The sequence below is a fragment of the Streptomyces sp. NPDC060064 genome (assembly GCF_042736455.1).
GTDB lineage: Bacteria > Actinomycetota > Actinomycetes > Streptomycetales > Streptomycetaceae > Streptomyces.
In genome coordinates, this window is the sequence record NZ_JBHWWF010000001.1 from 450,153 (window position 1) to 464,903 (window position 14,751).

The 14,751-nt window shown below is 70.7% G+C and carries 13 protein-coding genes; 7 read left to right on the plus strand and 6 right to left on the minus strand.

Annotated features, from left to right (window positions below; all coding sequences use genetic code 11):
• Window positions 1-43: 43 nt before the first annotated feature.
• Window positions 44-1,363, minus strand: a complete 1,320-nt coding sequence (locus tag ACFWDI_RS02160; protein WP_385300780.1) for a diaminopimelate decarboxylase — start codon at window positions 1,361-1,363, stop codon at window positions 44-46.
• Window positions 1,364-1,481: 118 nt separating this feature from the next.
• Between ACFWDI_RS02160 and hutU the strand changes: the two genes are divergently transcribed.
• The 4 genes from hutU to hutI are packed head-to-tail and all read left to right on the plus strand — an operon-like array spanning window position 1,482 to window position 6,917.
• Window positions 1,482-3,146 (plus strand): urocanate hydratase, encoded by a 1,665-nt coding sequence (gene hutU, locus ACFWDI_RS02165; protein WP_385300781.1) that lies wholly within the window; start codon window positions 1,482-1,484, stop codon window positions 3,144-3,146.
• 56 nt (window positions 3,147-3,202) lie between these two features.
• Entirely contained in the window at window positions 3,203-4,393 is a 1,191-nt protein-coding gene (locus tag ACFWDI_RS02170) for an allantoate amidohydrolase (protein ID WP_385300835.1), read from the plus strand.
• Entirely contained in the window at window positions 4,384-5,718 is a 1,335-nt protein-coding gene (locus ACFWDI_RS02175; RefSeq protein ID WP_385300782.1) for a formimidoylglutamate deiminase, read from the plus strand. The genes ACFWDI_RS02170 and ACFWDI_RS02175 overlap by 10 nt, the downstream gene beginning before the upstream one ends.
• A gap of 29 nt (window positions 5,719-5,747) precedes the next feature.
• Entirely contained in the window at window positions 5,748-6,917 is a 1,170-nt protein-coding gene (gene hutI / locus ACFWDI_RS02180; RefSeq protein WP_385300783.1) for an imidazolonepropionase, read from the plus strand.
• On the opposite strand, the gene ACFWDI_RS02185 is transcribed toward hutI, so the two are convergent.
• The 3 genes from ACFWDI_RS02185 to ACFWDI_RS02195 all read right to left on the minus strand — a co-directional run bounded on the left by ACFWDI_RS02185 (window position 6,896) and on the right by ACFWDI_RS02195 (window position 8,604).
• Window positions 6,896-7,762 carry an SDR family oxidoreductase gene (locus ACFWDI_RS02185; RefSeq protein WP_385300784.1) on the minus strand — a complete coding sequence of 289 codons (867 nt, stop codon included), beginning with the start codon at window positions 7,760-7,762 and terminating at the stop codon, window positions 6,896-6,898. The genes hutI and ACFWDI_RS02185 overlap by 22 nt on opposite strands.
• 150 nt (window positions 7,763-7,912) lie before the next feature.
• On the minus strand, window positions 7,913-8,317 hold the full coding sequence (locus tag ACFWDI_RS02190) for a GtrA family protein (RefSeq protein WP_327324017.1): 405 nt from the start codon (window positions 8,315-8,317) through the stop codon (window positions 7,913-7,915).
• On the minus strand, window positions 8,314-8,604 hold the full coding sequence (locus ACFWDI_RS02195) for a glycosyltransferase (RefSeq protein ID WP_385300785.1): 291 nt from the start codon (window positions 8,602-8,604) through the stop codon (window positions 8,314-8,316). Before ACFWDI_RS02195 ends, ACFWDI_RS02190 begins: the two co-directional genes overlap by 4 nt.
• Window positions 8,605-9,000: 396 nt before the next feature.
• On the opposite strand from ACFWDI_RS02195, the gene ACFWDI_RS02200 reads away from it, so the two are divergent.
• A complete protein-coding gene (locus tag ACFWDI_RS02200; RefSeq protein ID WP_385300786.1) occupies window positions 9,001-10,083 on the plus strand; it encodes a class I SAM-dependent methyltransferase in 1,083 nt (360 codons plus the stop codon).
• 11 nt (window positions 10,084-10,094) lie between these two features.
• Here ACFWDI_RS02200 and ACFWDI_RS02205 read toward each other — a convergent pair whose 3' ends face one another.
• Window positions 10,095-10,901, minus strand: coding sequence for a hypothetical protein (locus ACFWDI_RS02205; protein WP_385300787.1), 807 nt, complete (start codon window positions 10,899-10,901; stop codon window positions 10,095-10,097).
• Window positions 10,902-10,997: 96 nt separating this feature from the next.
• Between ACFWDI_RS02205 and ACFWDI_RS02210 the strand changes: the two genes are divergently transcribed.
• On the plus strand, window positions 10,998-11,693 hold the full coding sequence (locus ACFWDI_RS02210; RefSeq protein ID WP_385300788.1) for an aspartate/glutamate racemase family protein: 696 nt from the start codon (window positions 10,998-11,000) through the stop codon (window positions 11,691-11,693).
• 67 nt (window positions 11,694-11,760) lie between these two features.
• Here ACFWDI_RS02210 and ACFWDI_RS02215 read toward each other — a convergent pair whose 3' ends face one another.
• Complete coding sequence (locus ACFWDI_RS02215; RefSeq protein ID WP_385300836.1) at window positions 11,761-12,966, minus strand: cytochrome P450; 1,206 nt, start codon at window positions 12,964-12,966, stop codon at window positions 11,761-11,763.
• A gap of 274 nt (window positions 12,967-13,240) precedes the next feature.
• On the opposite strand from ACFWDI_RS02215, the gene ACFWDI_RS02220 reads away from it, so the two are divergent.
• Complete coding sequence (locus ACFWDI_RS02220) at window positions 13,241-14,350, plus strand: GNAT family N-acetyltransferase (RefSeq protein ID WP_385300789.1); 1,110 nt, start codon at window positions 13,241-13,243, stop codon at window positions 14,348-14,350.
• Window positions 14,351-14,751 lie beyond the last annotated feature (401 nt).

Below are 14,751 nucleotides of genomic sequence, written 5' to 3' on the forward strand. Positions count from 1 at the left end.
CGGCATGCCCGAATGCGGGCGGTCGGCTCAGTGGGCGGTCGGCTCAGTGGGTGGTCAGTGCGTCCGCGTGCGCGCCGCCCGACTCGGCGACGATCTCCGCGAGGCTCTGCGGGGTCCGGACGGTGGTGAACCGCACCGACCCGTCCGCAGCGGTGGCAAAGCCGTGAACGCCGGGCCGGGGCAGGCTGTTGTAGCCGTAGTGGTTCGAGAAGTAGTACGCGCCGGTGTCCAGCGCCGCGATCACATCGCCCTGCTCCAGCAGCGGCAGCGGGCGCGCCTCGGCGAGCAGGTCGCCCGCGAAGCAGGCGGGTCCCGCGATGTCCTGTACGACGGCGGCACCGTCCTTGGGGCGGCCCTCGGCGTCGTACGCGGCGATGCGCAGCGGCCACGAGATGGGGTCGTACACCGTACGGGTGGCGATCTGGACGCCGGCGTGGGTGACCGCGATGGGGCGGGACCCGGCGGTCTTGGCGTACTCGACGCGGGCGAGGACGGCGCCGTTCTTGGCGAGCAGGGACCGGCCGAACTCGGTGACGAGGCCGTAGCGGCCGTCGAGCAGCCCGGGGACCAGCTCCTTCAGCAGCCGGGCGTACTCGGCGAAGGTGGGCGACTCCTCGTCGGAGGCGAAGTTGACCGGGAGGCCGCCGCCGATGTCGACCGTGTCGATCTGCTGCCGGCCGGCCGCGGCGTTGATCTCCTCGGCCAGCTCGTACACGGCCCGGATGCCCTGTGCCATGAGAGTGAGCGGCATGCCCTGCGAGCCGGAGTGGGCATGCAGCCGGGTCAGCCACGGGCGGTCGAGATATGCGCGTACGACCCGGTCGCGGGCGCCTTCGTCGCGCAGCGCGACACCGAATTTGGAGGTCGCGGTGGCCGTCGACAGGGCTCCGATGGCACCGCCGCCGACCTGCGGATTGACGCGCAGGCCGAGCGGGGACCGGGTGGCGGCGGAGTGGACGAGGGCGTCGATACGCGCGAGCTCCTGCGGATTGTCGGCGTTGACGGCGATCCCGAGGGTGAGGGCCTCGCGCAGTTCGGCGGGCGTCTTGGCGGGAGAGTCGAGGACCGTGTGGTCGGTGGGCACACCGGCGGCGCGGGCCAGCGCCAGCTCACCCGGGCTGGCGACCTCCGCGCCGATGCCTTCGGCGTGCAGCAGCGCGAGTACCGGGACCAGTGGCGCGGCTTTCACGGCGAACGCGTGCAGTACGGGGGCGTCGGTGACGGCGGCGAAGGCGGTCCGCAGAGCGGCCGCCGAGGCGCGGATACCGGCCACGTCGAGGAGCGCGGCCACCGGCTGCGCCTCGCTGAGAAGGCCCTGCTCCACTGCCGCTCGTACGGCCTGATCCCGACGGTCCTTAGCCATGTGCGCCAGCCAATCACCCGGCGGGCCGGGCCGCAGCTGTTGACTAAGACTATTCAGGCCGACAAGATGTGAATAGATAAGCCAACAGTCATGGTCACAGTCGCGAGGAGGCATCGCCATGTCAGGACCCCGCCCCGTACGGGCACCGCGCGGTACGGAACTGAGCGCCCTGGGATGGCAGCAGGAAGCCGCCCTCCGCATGCTCCAGAACAACCTCGACCCCGAGGTCGCCGAGCACCCCGACAAGCTCGTCGTCTACGGCGGCACCGGCAAGGCGGCCCGCGACTGGCGCTCCTACGACGCGATGGTGCGCACGCTGCAGACCCTGAAGCAGGACGAGACGATGCTCGTCCAGTCCGGCCGTCCCGTCGGCGTCATGCAGACGCACGAGTGGGCGCCGCGGGTGCTCATCGCCAACTCCAACCTGGTCGGCGACTGGGCGAACTGGGAGGAGTTCCGGCGCCTGGAGGCCCTCGGCCTGACCATGTACGGCCAGATGACGGCCGGCTCCTGGATCTACATCGGCACGCAGGGCATCCTGCAGGGCACCTACGAGACGTTCGCCGCCGTCGCCGCGAAGAAGTTCGGCGGCACGCTCGCCGGGACGATCACCCTGACGGCCGGTCTGGGCGGCATGGGCGGCGCGCAGCCGCTCGCCGTGACGATGAACGACGGCGTCGCGATCTGTATCGACGTCGACCCGCGCGCGATCGAGCGCCGTATCGAGCACCGCTTCCTGGATGTGCGCGCGAACTCGCTGGAGCACGCGCTCCAGCTCGCCGTCGAGGCCCGTGACGCCCGCAAGCCGCTCTCCATCGGCCTGCTCGGCAACGCCGCGGAGCTGCTGCCGCGGATGCTCGCCGAGGGCGCGCCCATCGACATCGTGACCGACCAGACCTCGGCCCACGACCCGCTCGCCTACCTGCCGATCGGCGTCGACTTCGACGACATGGCGTCGTACGCGGCGGAGAAGCCCGCGGACTTCACCCAGCGCGCGCGTGAGTCGATGGCCAAGCATGTCGAGGCGATGGTCGGCTTCATGGACGCCGGCGCCGAGGTCTTCGACTACGGCAACTCCATCCGCGGCGAGGCCCAACTGGCCGGTTATGAGCGGTCGTTCGCCTTCCCCGGCTTCGTCCCCGCCTATATCCGGCCGCTCTTCTGCGAGGGCAAGGGCCCGTTCCGCTGGGCGGCCCTGTCCGGCGAGGCCTCGGACATCCACAAGACCGACAAGGCGATGCTCGAGCTCTTCCCGGAGAACGAGTCGCTGCACCGCTGGATCAAGATGGCCGGCGAGCGCGTCCACTTCCAGGGCCTGCCGGCGCGTATCTGCTGGCTCGGCTACGGCGAGCGCGACAAGGCGGGCGAGCGCTTCAACGACATGGTGGCGTCCGGCGAGCTGGCCGCCCCGCTGGCGATCGGCCGCGACCACCTGGACTGCGGCTCCGTCGCATCCCCGTACCGCGAGACCGAGGCCATGCTGGACGGGTCGGACGCGATCGCCGACTGGCCGCTGCTCAACGCCATGGTCAACGTGGCCTCGGGCGCGAGCTGGGTGTCGATCCACCACGGCGGCGGCGTCGGCATGGGCCGCTCCATCCACGCCGGGCAGGTCTCGGTGGCGGACGGCACCAAGCTCGCCGGCGAGAAGATCCGCCGCGTACTGACGAACGACCCGGGCATGGGTGTCATCCGCCATGTGGACGCGGGCTACGACATCGCCGAGTCGGTCGCGGACGAGCGCGGCGTGCGCGTCCCGATGCGCGAGGGCGACCCGGCGTGACCGTGAACGCTCCCAGCGGCCCCCCCGCCGGACCGGCGGGGGCCTCCTTCCACGAGATGTGGCGGGACCTCGCACCCATCGGCCGCGACGCCGGCAGCCGCGGCTACCGCCGCTACGCCTGGACCGGCGCCGACGCCGACTGCCGCGCCTGGTTCAAGGCACAGGCCGAAACCCGAGGCCTGACCTACGAGCTCGACCGCAACGGCAACCAGTGGGCCTGGCTCGGTGATCCGCTCGCCGAGGGTGCCGTCGTCACCGGCTCCCACCTGGACTCGGTCCCCGACGGCGGCGCCTTCGACGGCCCGCTCGGCGTGGTCTCCTCCTTCGCCGCGCTCGACGAACTGCGCGGCAGGGGAGCGCGGTTCACCCGGCCCCTCGCCATCACCAACTTCGGTGACGAGGAGGGCGCCCGCTTCGGTCTCGCCTGCGTGGGCTCCCGTCTCGCCTCCGGACAGCTGACGCCCGAAGCGGCGTACGCGCTGCGCGACGGCGACGGGGTGTCGCTCCCACAGGCCATGGAGGCGGCCGGGTACGACCCGTCCGCCATCGGACCGGACCCGGAACGGCTGGCCCGTATCGGCGCGTTCGTCGAGCTCCATGTCGAGCAGGGCCGGGCGCTGGACCTGTCCGGCGACCGCGTCGGCATCGCATCCGCGATCTGGCCGCACGGCCGCTGGCGGTTCGACTTCCACGGCGAGGCCAACCACGCCGGCACGACGCGGCTCGTCGACCGCCGCGACCCGATGCTGACGTACGCCGAGACGGTCCTCGCGGCCCGCCGCGAGGCCGAGCTCGCGGGCGCGGTCGCCACGTTCGGCAAGATCTCCGTCGAGCCGAACGGCGTCAACGCGATCCCGTCGCTGGTGCGCGGCTGGCTGGACTCGCGCGCCGCCGACCAGACCACGCTCGACACGGTCGTCTCCGCGATCGAGCGGGCGGCGCAGGAGCGGGCCGAGCGGGACGGCGTCGACCTGCGTGTCGTGCGCGAATCCTTCACCCCGGTGATCGAGTTCGAGCACGCGCTGCGCGACGAGCTGAACAAGATCCTCGGCGGCTCCGTCCCCGTGCTCGGCACGGGCGCGGGACACGACGCGGGTATTTTGTCCGGATCGATCCCGACCGCCATGCTGTTCGTACGCAATCCCACCGGCGTCTCGCACTCCCCGGCGGAGTTCGCCGCCGAGGACGACTGCGTGGCCGGGGTGATCGCACTCACCGACGTACTGGAGGGCCTGGCGTGCAGGTGACGTACTGGGCGGAACACGCCTGGCTGGACACGAACGTCGAGCCGGGCGTGGCGCTCGAGGTGACGGACGGCCGGATCACGGCGGTACGCAAGGAGGCCGAGGCCCCGCCGCCGGGCGCCGTGGTGCTGCGCGGCCTGACCGTCCCGGGCCTCGCGAACGCACACTCGCACGCCTTCCACCGCGCCCTGCGGGGCACGGTGCAGGTCGGCTCAGGGACCTTCTGGACCTGGCGCGAGGTCATGTACCAGGTCGCGTCGCGGCTGACGCCCGAGACGTACTTCTCGCTCGCCCGGGCGGTCTACGCGGAGATGGCGCTGGCTGGGATCACGGCGGTCGGCGAGTTCCACTATCTGCACCACGCGCCGGGCGGTGTCGCGTACTCCGACCCGAACGCGATGGGCGAGGCACTGATCGCGGCGGCGGCGGATGCCGGTATCCGGATCACGCTGCTGGACACGGCGTATCTGTCGTCCGGCTTCGGTAAGGCGCCGAACAAGCACCAGTTGCGCTTCTCCGACGGCACGGCAGAGGCGTGGGCGGAACGGGTCTCCGCGCTGAAGAGCAGTGACCATGCGCTGATCGGCGCGGCGATTCACTCCGTACGCGCGGTGCCGGCCGCGCAGCTGAGCACGGTGGCTCAGTGGGCGGAGGCCCGCCGGGCCCCGCTCCATGTCCACCTCTCCGAGCAGACGGCGGAGAACGACGCGTGCCGGGCGGCACACGGCTGTACGCCCACGCGCCTGCTCGCCGACCACGGCGTACTGGGCCCACGCACGACGGGCGTCCACAACACGCACCTGACGAACGAGGACATCGCGCTGCTGGGCTCCTCCGTCACCGGCACATGCATGTGCCCGACGACGGAACGCGACCTGGCGGACGGCATCGGCCCGGCGGCGACGCTGCAGCGGGAGGGCTCACCGCTGTCGCTCGGCAGCGACAGTCACGCGGTCATCGACCTGCTCGAAGAGGCCCGCGCCATGGAGCTGAACGAACGCCTGCGCACCCGGACGCGCGGCCACTGGACGGCCGCGGCTCTCCTGCGGGCCGCGACCGAAGACGGCCACGCCGCACTGGGATGGCACGACGCGGGCCGCCTCGAGCCGGGCGCCCTGGCGGACCTCACGACGGTGGCCCTGGACTCGGTCCGCACGGCGGGTCCGGTGCCACGCCTGGCGGCGGAGACGGCGGTCTTCGCGGCGACGGCGGCGGATGTGCGCCACACGGTGGTGGCGGGCCGCCATGTGGTGCGGGACGGGGTGCACACGCTGATCCCGGATGTCGCGCGGGCGCTGGCCGAGTCGATCGCGGCCCTGCGCTCCTGACGCTGCGTTTCCCCCACCGAGAGGAACCCATGACCACCACCGTCATCACCAACATCGGCAGCCTCGTCACCAACGACCCCGCCCTCGGCGAAGGCCCCATCGGCCTCCTCCAGAACGCCGCCGTCGTCATCGACGGCGACCGCATCGCCTGGACCGGCCCCGCCGCAAGCGCGCCCGACGCCGACGAGGCGTACGACGCCGGCGGCCGCGCCGTCATCCCCGGCTTCGTCGACTCCCACTCCCACCTCCTCTTCGCCGGCGACCGCACCCAGGAGTTCAACGCCCGGATGTCCGGCCGCGCCTACTCCGCCGGCGGCATCCGCACCACCGTCGCCGCGACCCGCGCAGCCACCGACGAGGCGCTCGAAGCGAACCTCACGCGCTACCTCGCCGAGGCCCTCCGCCAGGGCACCACCACCTTCGAGACCAAGTCCGGCTACGGGCTCACCGTCGAGGACGAGGCGCGCGCCCTTCGTATCGCCGCGCTCCACACCGCCGAGGTCACCTACCTCGGCGCGCACATCGTCTCGCCCGACTACGCCGACGACCCCGCCGCGTACGTCGCCCTCGTCACCGGCGAGATGCTCGACGCCTGTGCTCCGTACGCCCGTTGGGTGGACGTCTTCTGCGAGAAGGGCGCCTTCGACGGCGACCAGGCCCGTGCGATCCTCACCGCCGGCAAGGCGAAGGGCCTGCACCCCCGCGTCCACGCCAACCAGCTCAGCTACGGCCCCGGCGTGCAGCTCGCCGTCGAGCTCGACGCCGCCTCCGCCGACCACTGCACGCACCTCACCGACGCGGACGTCGACGCGCTCGCCAACAGCGCGACCGTCGCCACGCTGCTCCCCGGCGCGGAGTTCTCCACCCGCGCGCAGTGGCCCGACGCCCGCCGCCTGCTCGACGCGGGTGTGACCGTGGCGCTGTCCACGGACTGCAACCCGGGCTCGTCCTTCACGTCCTCCGTTCCGTTCTGCATCGCGCTCGCCGTACGGGACATGGGCATGACCCCGGACGAGGCGATCTGGTCCGCCACGGCGGGCGGCGCGGCGGCCCTGCGCCGTACCGACATCGGCCGCATCACCCCCGGCGCCCGCGCGGATCTCGCCCTGCTCGACGCGCCGAGCCATGTCCACCTGGCCTACCGGCCGGGCGTGCCGCTCGTCTCGGAGGTCTGGCGTCAGGGCAAGAGGTGTCGGTAACTGCGCGGGTGCCCGGCCAGGTACGCGGTGAAGGTCTGTGCCGGACGGCCCGTCAGCCGTGGCACGACATCGGAGACGGTGGCCATCTCGCCGTTGGCGATGGCCTCGTAGGAGGACACCCAGCCGGCGACCTCCCACTGCTGCGCGCCGTACTTGGCGCGTGAGGCGTACGCCTCCTCGTGGGTCTCGGGCACATAGGTGATCTGTCGCCCGATGAACCGGGTCAGCTCCGCGGCGGCCTCGTCGAGGGAGAGTGCCTCGGGTCCGGTGACGTCGTACGTCGCCCCGTCGTGCCCGTCCCCGAGCAGCACGGCAGCGGCGACATCCGCGATGTCCTCGTGCGCCACCGCTCCCACGCGCCCGTCCCCGGCGGGCCCGCGGATGACCCCGTCCGCGCCGGCCATGGCGGGCAGCCCGGCCAGATAGAGGTTGTCGCGAAGGAAGGTGTACGCGAGTCCTGTGCCCCGGATGTGCTCCTCGGTGTGCCAGTGGTCGCGCGCGAAGGTGAAGGTCGCATCGGGCGCGGCGCCCAGGAACGAGACGTACACGATGCGCCCGATCCCTGCCGCGACGGCCGCGTCCACGGCGGTGATGTGGTCCCGCACCCGGTCGGCCGCCTCCTGTGCCGACACCAGGAAGAGCGTGTCGGCCCCGTCGAGCGCCCGGCGCATGGCCTCCCCGTCCCCGTAGGCCGCGGGCGGCGCCTTGACGCATCCGGCGAGCTCCGGCAGCCGTCCGGGGTCACGCCCCAGCAGCCGCGCGCCCACTCCCTGATCGGAGAGCCGCCGCGCGACGCGCCCGCCGATCTGTCCGCCGGCTCCGGTGACGGCGATGACTGGGGGCATGGGCGCGTCCTCTCGTCGTGCTGCTTTCTCCGAGGCTACGGCCGGGGCCGGTCGAACCCGGTGAGCAGCGCCTCGGCCGCGAAGCGGAAGCGCTCCGCGTCGCCCCCGCCCCGCCCCCGCCTGCGGTCCCGGTCCCGGCCTCGGCGGCCCTTATGGGATGGTCCGCGCGACCTCCGGCTTCGCGCCGGAGGTGATGGCCCAGCGGGTGATCAGGAACGAGACGGGCATCACCAGCACGCCGGCGACGAGCGCCGAGAACTGCTCGTCCATGCGCAGCCGGCTCACGGCCAGATGAAGCAGGATGCCGCTGCCCGCGAGGTTGGCCAGTCCGGACAGTGGAAAACGGAAGAAGGCCCGCCAGGTGGGGCGGGTTCGCAGTGTGATGTACGAGTTGAGCAGGAACGACCCGGCGAGGCTCACCGCGTATGCCAGTGCGTGGGCGGCCAGGTAGGGCATCCAGAGGTTCAGCACGACGTACACGGCGTAGTAGACCGCGGTGTTGGCGAGGCCGATCGCGGCGAAGACGGCGAACTGGTGAAGGGCGGGCGGGTTCATGGCTTGGGTGCCGCTGTGCCGGCGACGGGGAGGACGCGGGCGGGCCGCAGGGGGGCCGACTCGTTGCCGAAGTTCCGGCTGAAGGAGGTGCAGCGCACCTGCGGCGCGGTGGCCGCCAATTCCCTCAGCCGTTGTGCCGTACCGGCGCCGCTGCCGTCGTCGACGTAGCAGATCTCATAGGGCTCACCGACCGGCTCGAGCTCAGCGGTCAAGGCAGCATGAAAGGCTTCGATCACTTCATTCTCTTCGTAGCACGGCACGACGACCGAAATCCCGATCTCCGGCATGCCCACAGTGGAACACACCCGACGGTACGCACCGCGGTATGTGCTCCCTGCGTGGCGGTGGCATCCGCAATCGGTCCTTTCGTCGTGCCCGCACAGCCCGAACAGACGCTTTCGGTTGCCGCATTCAAACCTGGCCATGACGGTAAACGTCGCCCACCCGGGTGACGATCAGCATGTCACCCACGCTATGAGGGCGTGCGGCAGGTTCAGCGCGGCAGGATGCGTAATCGATGAGGCTCCCTGGCTGAAGAGTTGAGACATCGAATATCTCGCTCAACAGCCCGAGGGCCTCCTCTGTTACGTGCCATCGCCTCACCTGATCAGTGGCCACCCTGAAAATCCATAGTCAGGTGACGTAGCGAGACGGTGCCATTCCGAAGGCCCGAAGGAGCTCCTATGGCTGCCCAAGAAACCCCGACCGCCTACGTCGGGGGCACCGGCGACATGGCCGCATCCCGGATGCGCTACCAATCCGAAATGAGTATCGGGGTGGATCGCTTCCTCGAGCCGCGGAACACCGAATGCCCCTGGTGCAATTCGGCCGCACTGAAGGTGCTGCTGCGGAGCCCGGATGTGGTCCAGCACAAGCCGGGGCGATTCACACTTGAGGAATGTGGTGGCTGCGGCCATGTGTTCCAGAACCCGCGTCTTACCCCGGAGGGGCTGGAATTCTATTACCGTGACTGTTACGACGGTTACCAAGAGGCCCTCCGGGAGAGGATGTTCAAGCTCCAGGCCGCCACCTACCGGGGGCGGATCGCGTTTCTCGACCGTCACGCATCGCCCAAGGCCTGGCTGGACGTGGGAGCCGGGCACGGACACTTCTGCCGGGCGGCCCGCGCTCATTGGCCCAACGCCGTATTCGACGGCCTGGACTTCGGGGACGGGGTCGACAAGGGAGTACGCCGGGGCTGGATCGACCGGTCCCATCGCGGGCCGTTCCCCGATCTGGCCGACGACCTGACGGGGCGCTACGACGTGGTGAGCATGCACCACTACCTGGAGCACACCCTTGATCCCTTCGCGGAGCTGGACGCGGCAGCCCGGGTGCTCCCGCCCGGGGGGCATCTGCTGATCGAGGTTCCCGACCCCGAGTGGCCGCTGAGCCGTGTCCTCGGCCGGCGCTGGAACCCGTGGTGCCAGCCCCAGCATCTGCACATGTTCCCGATCGGCAATCTCAAAGAGGCGCTGAGGAACAGGGGCCTGGACCCGGTGGCCGAAGAGCGCGGAATGGCACACCAGACGGGGGCCGACCTCCTGATGGCCATGGTGCAATTCTGGAACGCTCTGATGCCCGATCCCGACGCCCCCTGGCTGCCTCGCCGCGGCACCGGATACCGGATGTCACGGAAGGCGGCCCTCGTGGCGAAGGCCCCGTCTCTCGCTCTGGCGGGATTCCTCGATGTCCTCATCCTGCTGGCAGCGCGGTCGGCGAACCGGGGCAACGCCTACCGTGTACTGGCACGGAAGGCTCCGTAGCGCGCCGAAGGCTAACTCTCGTTGTCCGACGGCTTGTCCGACGGCCTGTCCGACGGCCTGTCCGACGGCCTGTCCGTCGGCATGTTCGGCGGCTTGTCCGTCGGACCGGTGCCCTCCTCCGTGGGCGTGCTGCCCGTCGGCTCCTTTTCGGCCCGTGCGATACGCGCGTTCATGATCAGCACAACGCCCGCCCCCAGCGCCCACACGCCCAGCAGCAGCGGCGTCAGCCACGCGGTCAGCGGCCCCGCCAGCGACACCACCGCCACCACGAAGCCCGCCCAGCCGAGCCAGGCCGGGATCGAGTGGGTCTCCTGTCCCGCCCGCCAGAGCGCGAAGAGCATCACCGCCGCGCCCGCCATCGACGCGATCAGAGCTCCGTACGCCATGTTCAGCAGCAGGATGGCGAACAGTGCGGTCCCCGGCAGCACCGGGAACGCCTCGGAGTGGTTCGCCGTGATGGCGAAGATGTTCCCGGTGACCGCCGCGACCATGAGCAGTGCCGCGAAGACCGTGCCGCCCACCATCACCAGGTGGGAGCGGTTGCCGGCCAGCCGGGAGAGGGCGACCAGGAAGAACAGGAAGAGCAGGCCCGACACCAGCAGTATCAGGGCCGTGGCCTCCGACAGGTCCCGATTGCTGCCCTTGAGGTAGTAGAAGAAGACGTGCCTGAGCGCGCCGCTCCCCTTGGTGCCGGGAGTGCCCATCCACAGAGCTTGCCCGGCGATCAGCAGCCCACCGGCCACCAGCCCGGCGATCCCGGGCCAGAGGTCTCTGTGCTGAGCGGGCAGGGCAGGTTCTGTGCCTTGCGACGCCATCATTGTTGCCTCCCACGGGAGCATCCCCGAGAAAGGGTCTTTGTCCCATTTTCTCACTGACGGCCGAGTCGGCACGGCGGGCATGGCACAGTGAGGCCGATGAAGACCATCGGGCTGATCGGCGGCATGAGCTGGGAATCCAGCGCCGAGTACTACCGGCTTCTCAACGAGCTCGTACGGGAACGGCTCGGCGGGCTGCACTCCGCCAAGTGCGTTCTCCACTCCGTCGACTTCGCCGAGATCGAGGAACTCCAGGTCGCGGGGGAGTGGGAGCGCGCCGGTGAGATCCTCGCCGAGGCCGCACGAGGGCTCCAGGCCGCGGGCGCGGACCTGCTGCTGATCTGTACGAACACCATGCACAAGGTCGCGGGGCAGGTGGAGGCCGCCGTCTCCGTGCCGCTGCTGCATCTCGCGGACGCCACCGCCGATGCCGTACGCGCGCAGGGGATCGGCCGCGTCGGGCTGCTCGGAACCGCTTTCACCATGGAGCAGGACTTCTACCGGGACCGGCTGGCCGGACACGGGCTCGAGGTACTCACGCCCGACACGGAAGGGCGTGCCCTGGTGCACCGGGTGATCTACGAGGAGCTGTGCCTCGGAGTCGTACGGGAGGAGTCCCGAGCCGCCTACCAGGACGTCATCGGCCGGCTTGTCGCCGCCGGGGCGGAAGGCGTCGTACTCGGGTGCACCGAGATCGAGTTGCTCATCGGGGAGAAGGACAGCCCGGTGCCCGTGTTCCCGACGACCCGGCTGCATGCCGAGGCCGCGGTGGACGCCGCTCTGGGCGGGCGCTGACGTCCGCCCACAGCTTGCGCCGACGTCCGCCCACAGCCTGCGTCGATGTCCGCCCGCAGCTTGCGCCTCAGGCCCGGGGTCGTACCGGCAATGTGTGCACGCTGTTGCCCACAAAGCTCGTGTGCCGCGGCAACTCCGCCTCCGGGACGGCCAGATCCAGCTCCGGGAAGCGCGTGAACAGCTGCTCCAGCGCGATCGTCGCCTCCATCCGCGCCAGCGGCGAACCCAGGCAGTAGTGCGGGCCGTGGCCCAGTGACAGATGCCGGGCGCCGCCGGTCCTGGTGATGTCGAAGCGGTCCGCGTCCGGGCCGTGCGCCGACTTGTCGCGGCCGGCCGCCGAGTAACCGGCAAGCACCGGCGTGCCCTTGGGGATCACCGTTCCGTCGACCGTCAGGTCCCGGGTCGGATAGCGGAACGGGAAGTAGCTGACCGGGCTGTCCCAGCGCAGCGTCTCCTCGACCACGTCCGACCAGGCCGCCTTTCCGGACCGCACAAGCTCCAGCTGGTCCCGGTGGGCGCACACCGCGCGCACCGCGTTGGTGATCAGGTTCAGTGTCGTCTCGTGCCCGGCGATGATCATCAGCAGCAGTGTGCCGATCAGTTCGTGCCGGCTGAGCCTGTCGCCGTCCTCCTCGCGGGCCGCGATCAGCGCGCTGGTCAGATCGTCGCCCGGCTTCTCCGTACGGGACGCGGCGACCGCCCCGAGCACCACGACCATCTCGCGGTTCGCGGCCATCGCCTCCTCCGGGCCGATGGAGGTGCTCACCACCTGGTTCGACAGATGGTGCAGCCGGTCCTGGTGCTCGGCGTCCACGCCGAGGAGTTCGCAGATCACGCCCATCGGCAGTGGCAGTGCGAAGTGTCTGCGCAGATCGGCGACGCCCTCGCCCGCGGCGGCCGCCTCGTCCAGGTCGTCAAGGAACTGCGCCGTCACCGTCTCGATCCGCGGCCGCAGCTCCTCCACCCGGCGGGCCGTGAACGCCTTGCTCACCAGAGAGCGCAGCCGCCGGTGGTCCGCGTCGTCGGCGGTGGTCATGCCCTGCACCGTCGCGAAGGTCTTCAGTGGCCAGCCGTCGGGTATCTCCCCGTCGCGCAGCGTGGTGAAATGTGCCGCCCCCTTCGCTACGTCGGGATGGGCGAGGAACTCCTTGAGCGCGTCATGGCCGAGCACCGCCATGCCCGCCACCTCGCCGGGGAGCACGACCGGCGCGACCGCGCCCGCCGCGAGCAGCCGGGCATTGTCCGCGTGCGGGCAGCCGCCGGCCGGGTCCATCCGGTGCGCGGTGTCACGTGAGGTGGTCAACAGTCCTCCAGGACACGTCGAACTCCCCTGAGTGACCGGGAGCATTCAGATGGTACGAGCAGCGGACCTTGTTCGAACGCGAGTTGTGCAACTCCAGCCACGATGGTGAAGAGTTGATTCCGGCCACTCGAACACCACCCGTATCCCTCCAATCTGAGTCCTTCACGAAACGGTCACAAGAAGTGCGACGGTACCTACCCTGTCGGGATATCGGCCGGTAGCGTCCTGTCCTGGGGAAAAGCTCATGGGGAGGGACCGGGGGGTCGAGTTGAACGGTGTACGCATTCGTGTCGTAAAACCGGACGAGCTGGGCGAGGGAGAGATCGAGGCCTGGCGGGAGCTGCGTGTCAAGACCGGCGCACCCGCCAATCCGTTCATGGAGCCGGAGTTCACCCTCACCGTCGGCCGTGTGCGGCCCGCGGCCAGGGTGGCGGTGCTGTGGGAGGACGGGGAGCCCGCCGGCTTCTTCCCGTACGAACGAGGGCCACTGGGCCACGGACGCGCGATCGGTCTGGGGGTCTCCGACTGCCAGGGCGCCGTGCTCCGCGCCGGCCTCAGCGTCGCGCCCCGTGAGCTGCTGCGCGCCTGCGGGCTGTCGGCGTGGGAGTTCGACAACCTCGAAGCGGGCCAGGAGATGTTCGTGCCCGATGCCGCCGAGGAGTTCGCCTCTCCCGTGATCGACATCGGCGCGGGATACGCGGCGTACGAGGAGATCCTGCGCGCGCAGTCGCCCAAGTTCCTCAAGACCACCCTGGCCAAGGAACGCCGGCTGGGGCGGCAGGCGGGCCAGCTGCGGTTCGTCTTCGACGAGCGCGACCCGGCCGCGCTGCGTGCGCTGATGGAGTGGAAATCCGCGCAGTACCGCAGGACCGGCCGCCGGGACCGCTTCGCTCAGGAGTGGATCAACACCCTGGTCCACCTGCTGCACGAGACACGTACCTCCGGCTGCTCCGGAGTGCTGTCCGTGCTGTACGTCGCCGACCGGCCCGTCGCCGCGCACTTCGGGCTGCGCTCGCGCACCGTGCTGTCCTGCTGGTTCCCGGCGTACGACGTCGAGTTCGCCAAGTACTCGCCGGGTCTGATCCTGCATCTGCGGATGGCCGAGTCCGCCGCCGACGAGGGCATCGGAATGCTCGACCTGGGGCGCGGGGCCGCGGAGTACAAGGATGCGCTGAGGACCGGTGAGCTGCGGGTCCACGAGGGCTCCTCGGTCCGGCCGGGGACGGGGGCGGCCCTGTACTGGCTGAGCCGCGAGCCCTCGCGCCGCGCGCACAGCTTTGTACGCAGCCGGCCGCGGCTCGCCGGGTACGCGCAGCGGGCGCTGAACCAGGTCGGCCGGTTGCGGGGCAACTGAACAGCAGGAACATCCGAGCAGGCGGGGGATTCGCATGCCGAGCACACTGAACGAACCACCCAGACTGGCCGAGATCCAGGTCGCCGAGCTGGATCTGGACGGTCCCGACGGCGCCGTCCTGCGGTTCGGACCGGCGCCCGGCGGCGGTCCACCCGTACGGGCCGGTGATGTCTACGCCCTCGTCCGGCTCCGCGGCCGCCCCGTCGCCACCATCGTCTGCGCCGTCCCACCCGGCAGGGACCCGGCCGACGCCGTAGCCGCGGCCGCCCGCACCAAACTCGCGCACGATGCGCCTCCCGCATACGGCGATGCCCACGATGTGCTTCCCGCATACGGCGATGCCCACGATGTGCTTCCCGCACACGGGGGTGCGCACGATGCGCTTCCCGCATACGGCGGTG

Coding starts and splice junctions, on each gene's coding strand:
- ACFWDI_RS02215 (WP_385300836.1), bottom strand. CDS start 12,966: ATGGACCCGGCCGGCGGCTGCCCGCACGCGGACAATGCCCGGCTGCTC.
- hutU (WP_385300781.1), top strand. CDS start 1,482: ATGTCAGGACCCCGCCCCGTACGGGCACCGCGCGGTACGGAACTGAGC.
- ACFWDI_RS02185 (WP_385300784.1), bottom strand. CDS start 7,762: ATGCCCCCAGTCATCGCCGTCACCGGAGCCGGCGGACAGATCGGCGGG.
- ACFWDI_RS02190 (WP_327324017.1), bottom strand. CDS start 8,317: ATGAACCCGCCCGCCCTTCACCAGTTCGCCGTCTTCGCCGCGATCGGC.
- ACFWDI_RS02220 (WP_385300789.1), top strand. CDS start 13,241: ATGGGGAGGGACCGGGGGGTCGAGTTGAACGGTGTACGCATTCGTGTC.
- ACFWDI_RS02170 (WP_385300835.1), top strand. CDS start 3,203: ATGTGGCGGGACCTCGCACCCATCGGCCGCGACGCCGGCAGCCGCGGC.
- ACFWDI_RS02205 (WP_385300787.1), bottom strand. CDS start 10,901: ATGATGGCGTCGCAAGGCACAGAACCTGCCCTGCCCGCTCAGCACAGA.
- ACFWDI_RS02195 (WP_385300785.1), bottom strand. CDS start 8,604: ATGCCGGAGATCGGGATTTCGGTCGTCGTGCCGTGCTACGAAGAGAAT.
- ACFWDI_RS02160 (WP_385300780.1), bottom strand. CDS start 1,363: ATGGCTAAGGACCGTCGGGATCAGGCCGTACGAGCGGCAGTGGAGCAG.
- ACFWDI_RS02200 (WP_385300786.1), top strand. CDS start 9,001: ATGGCTGCCCAAGAAACCCCGACCGCCTACGTCGGGGGCACCGGCGAC.
- hutI (WP_385300783.1), top strand. CDS start 5,748: ATGACCACCACCGTCATCACCAACATCGGCAGCCTCGTCACCAACGAC.
- ACFWDI_RS02210 (WP_385300788.1), top strand. CDS start 10,998: ATGAAGACCATCGGGCTGATCGGCGGCATGAGCTGGGAATCCAGCGCC.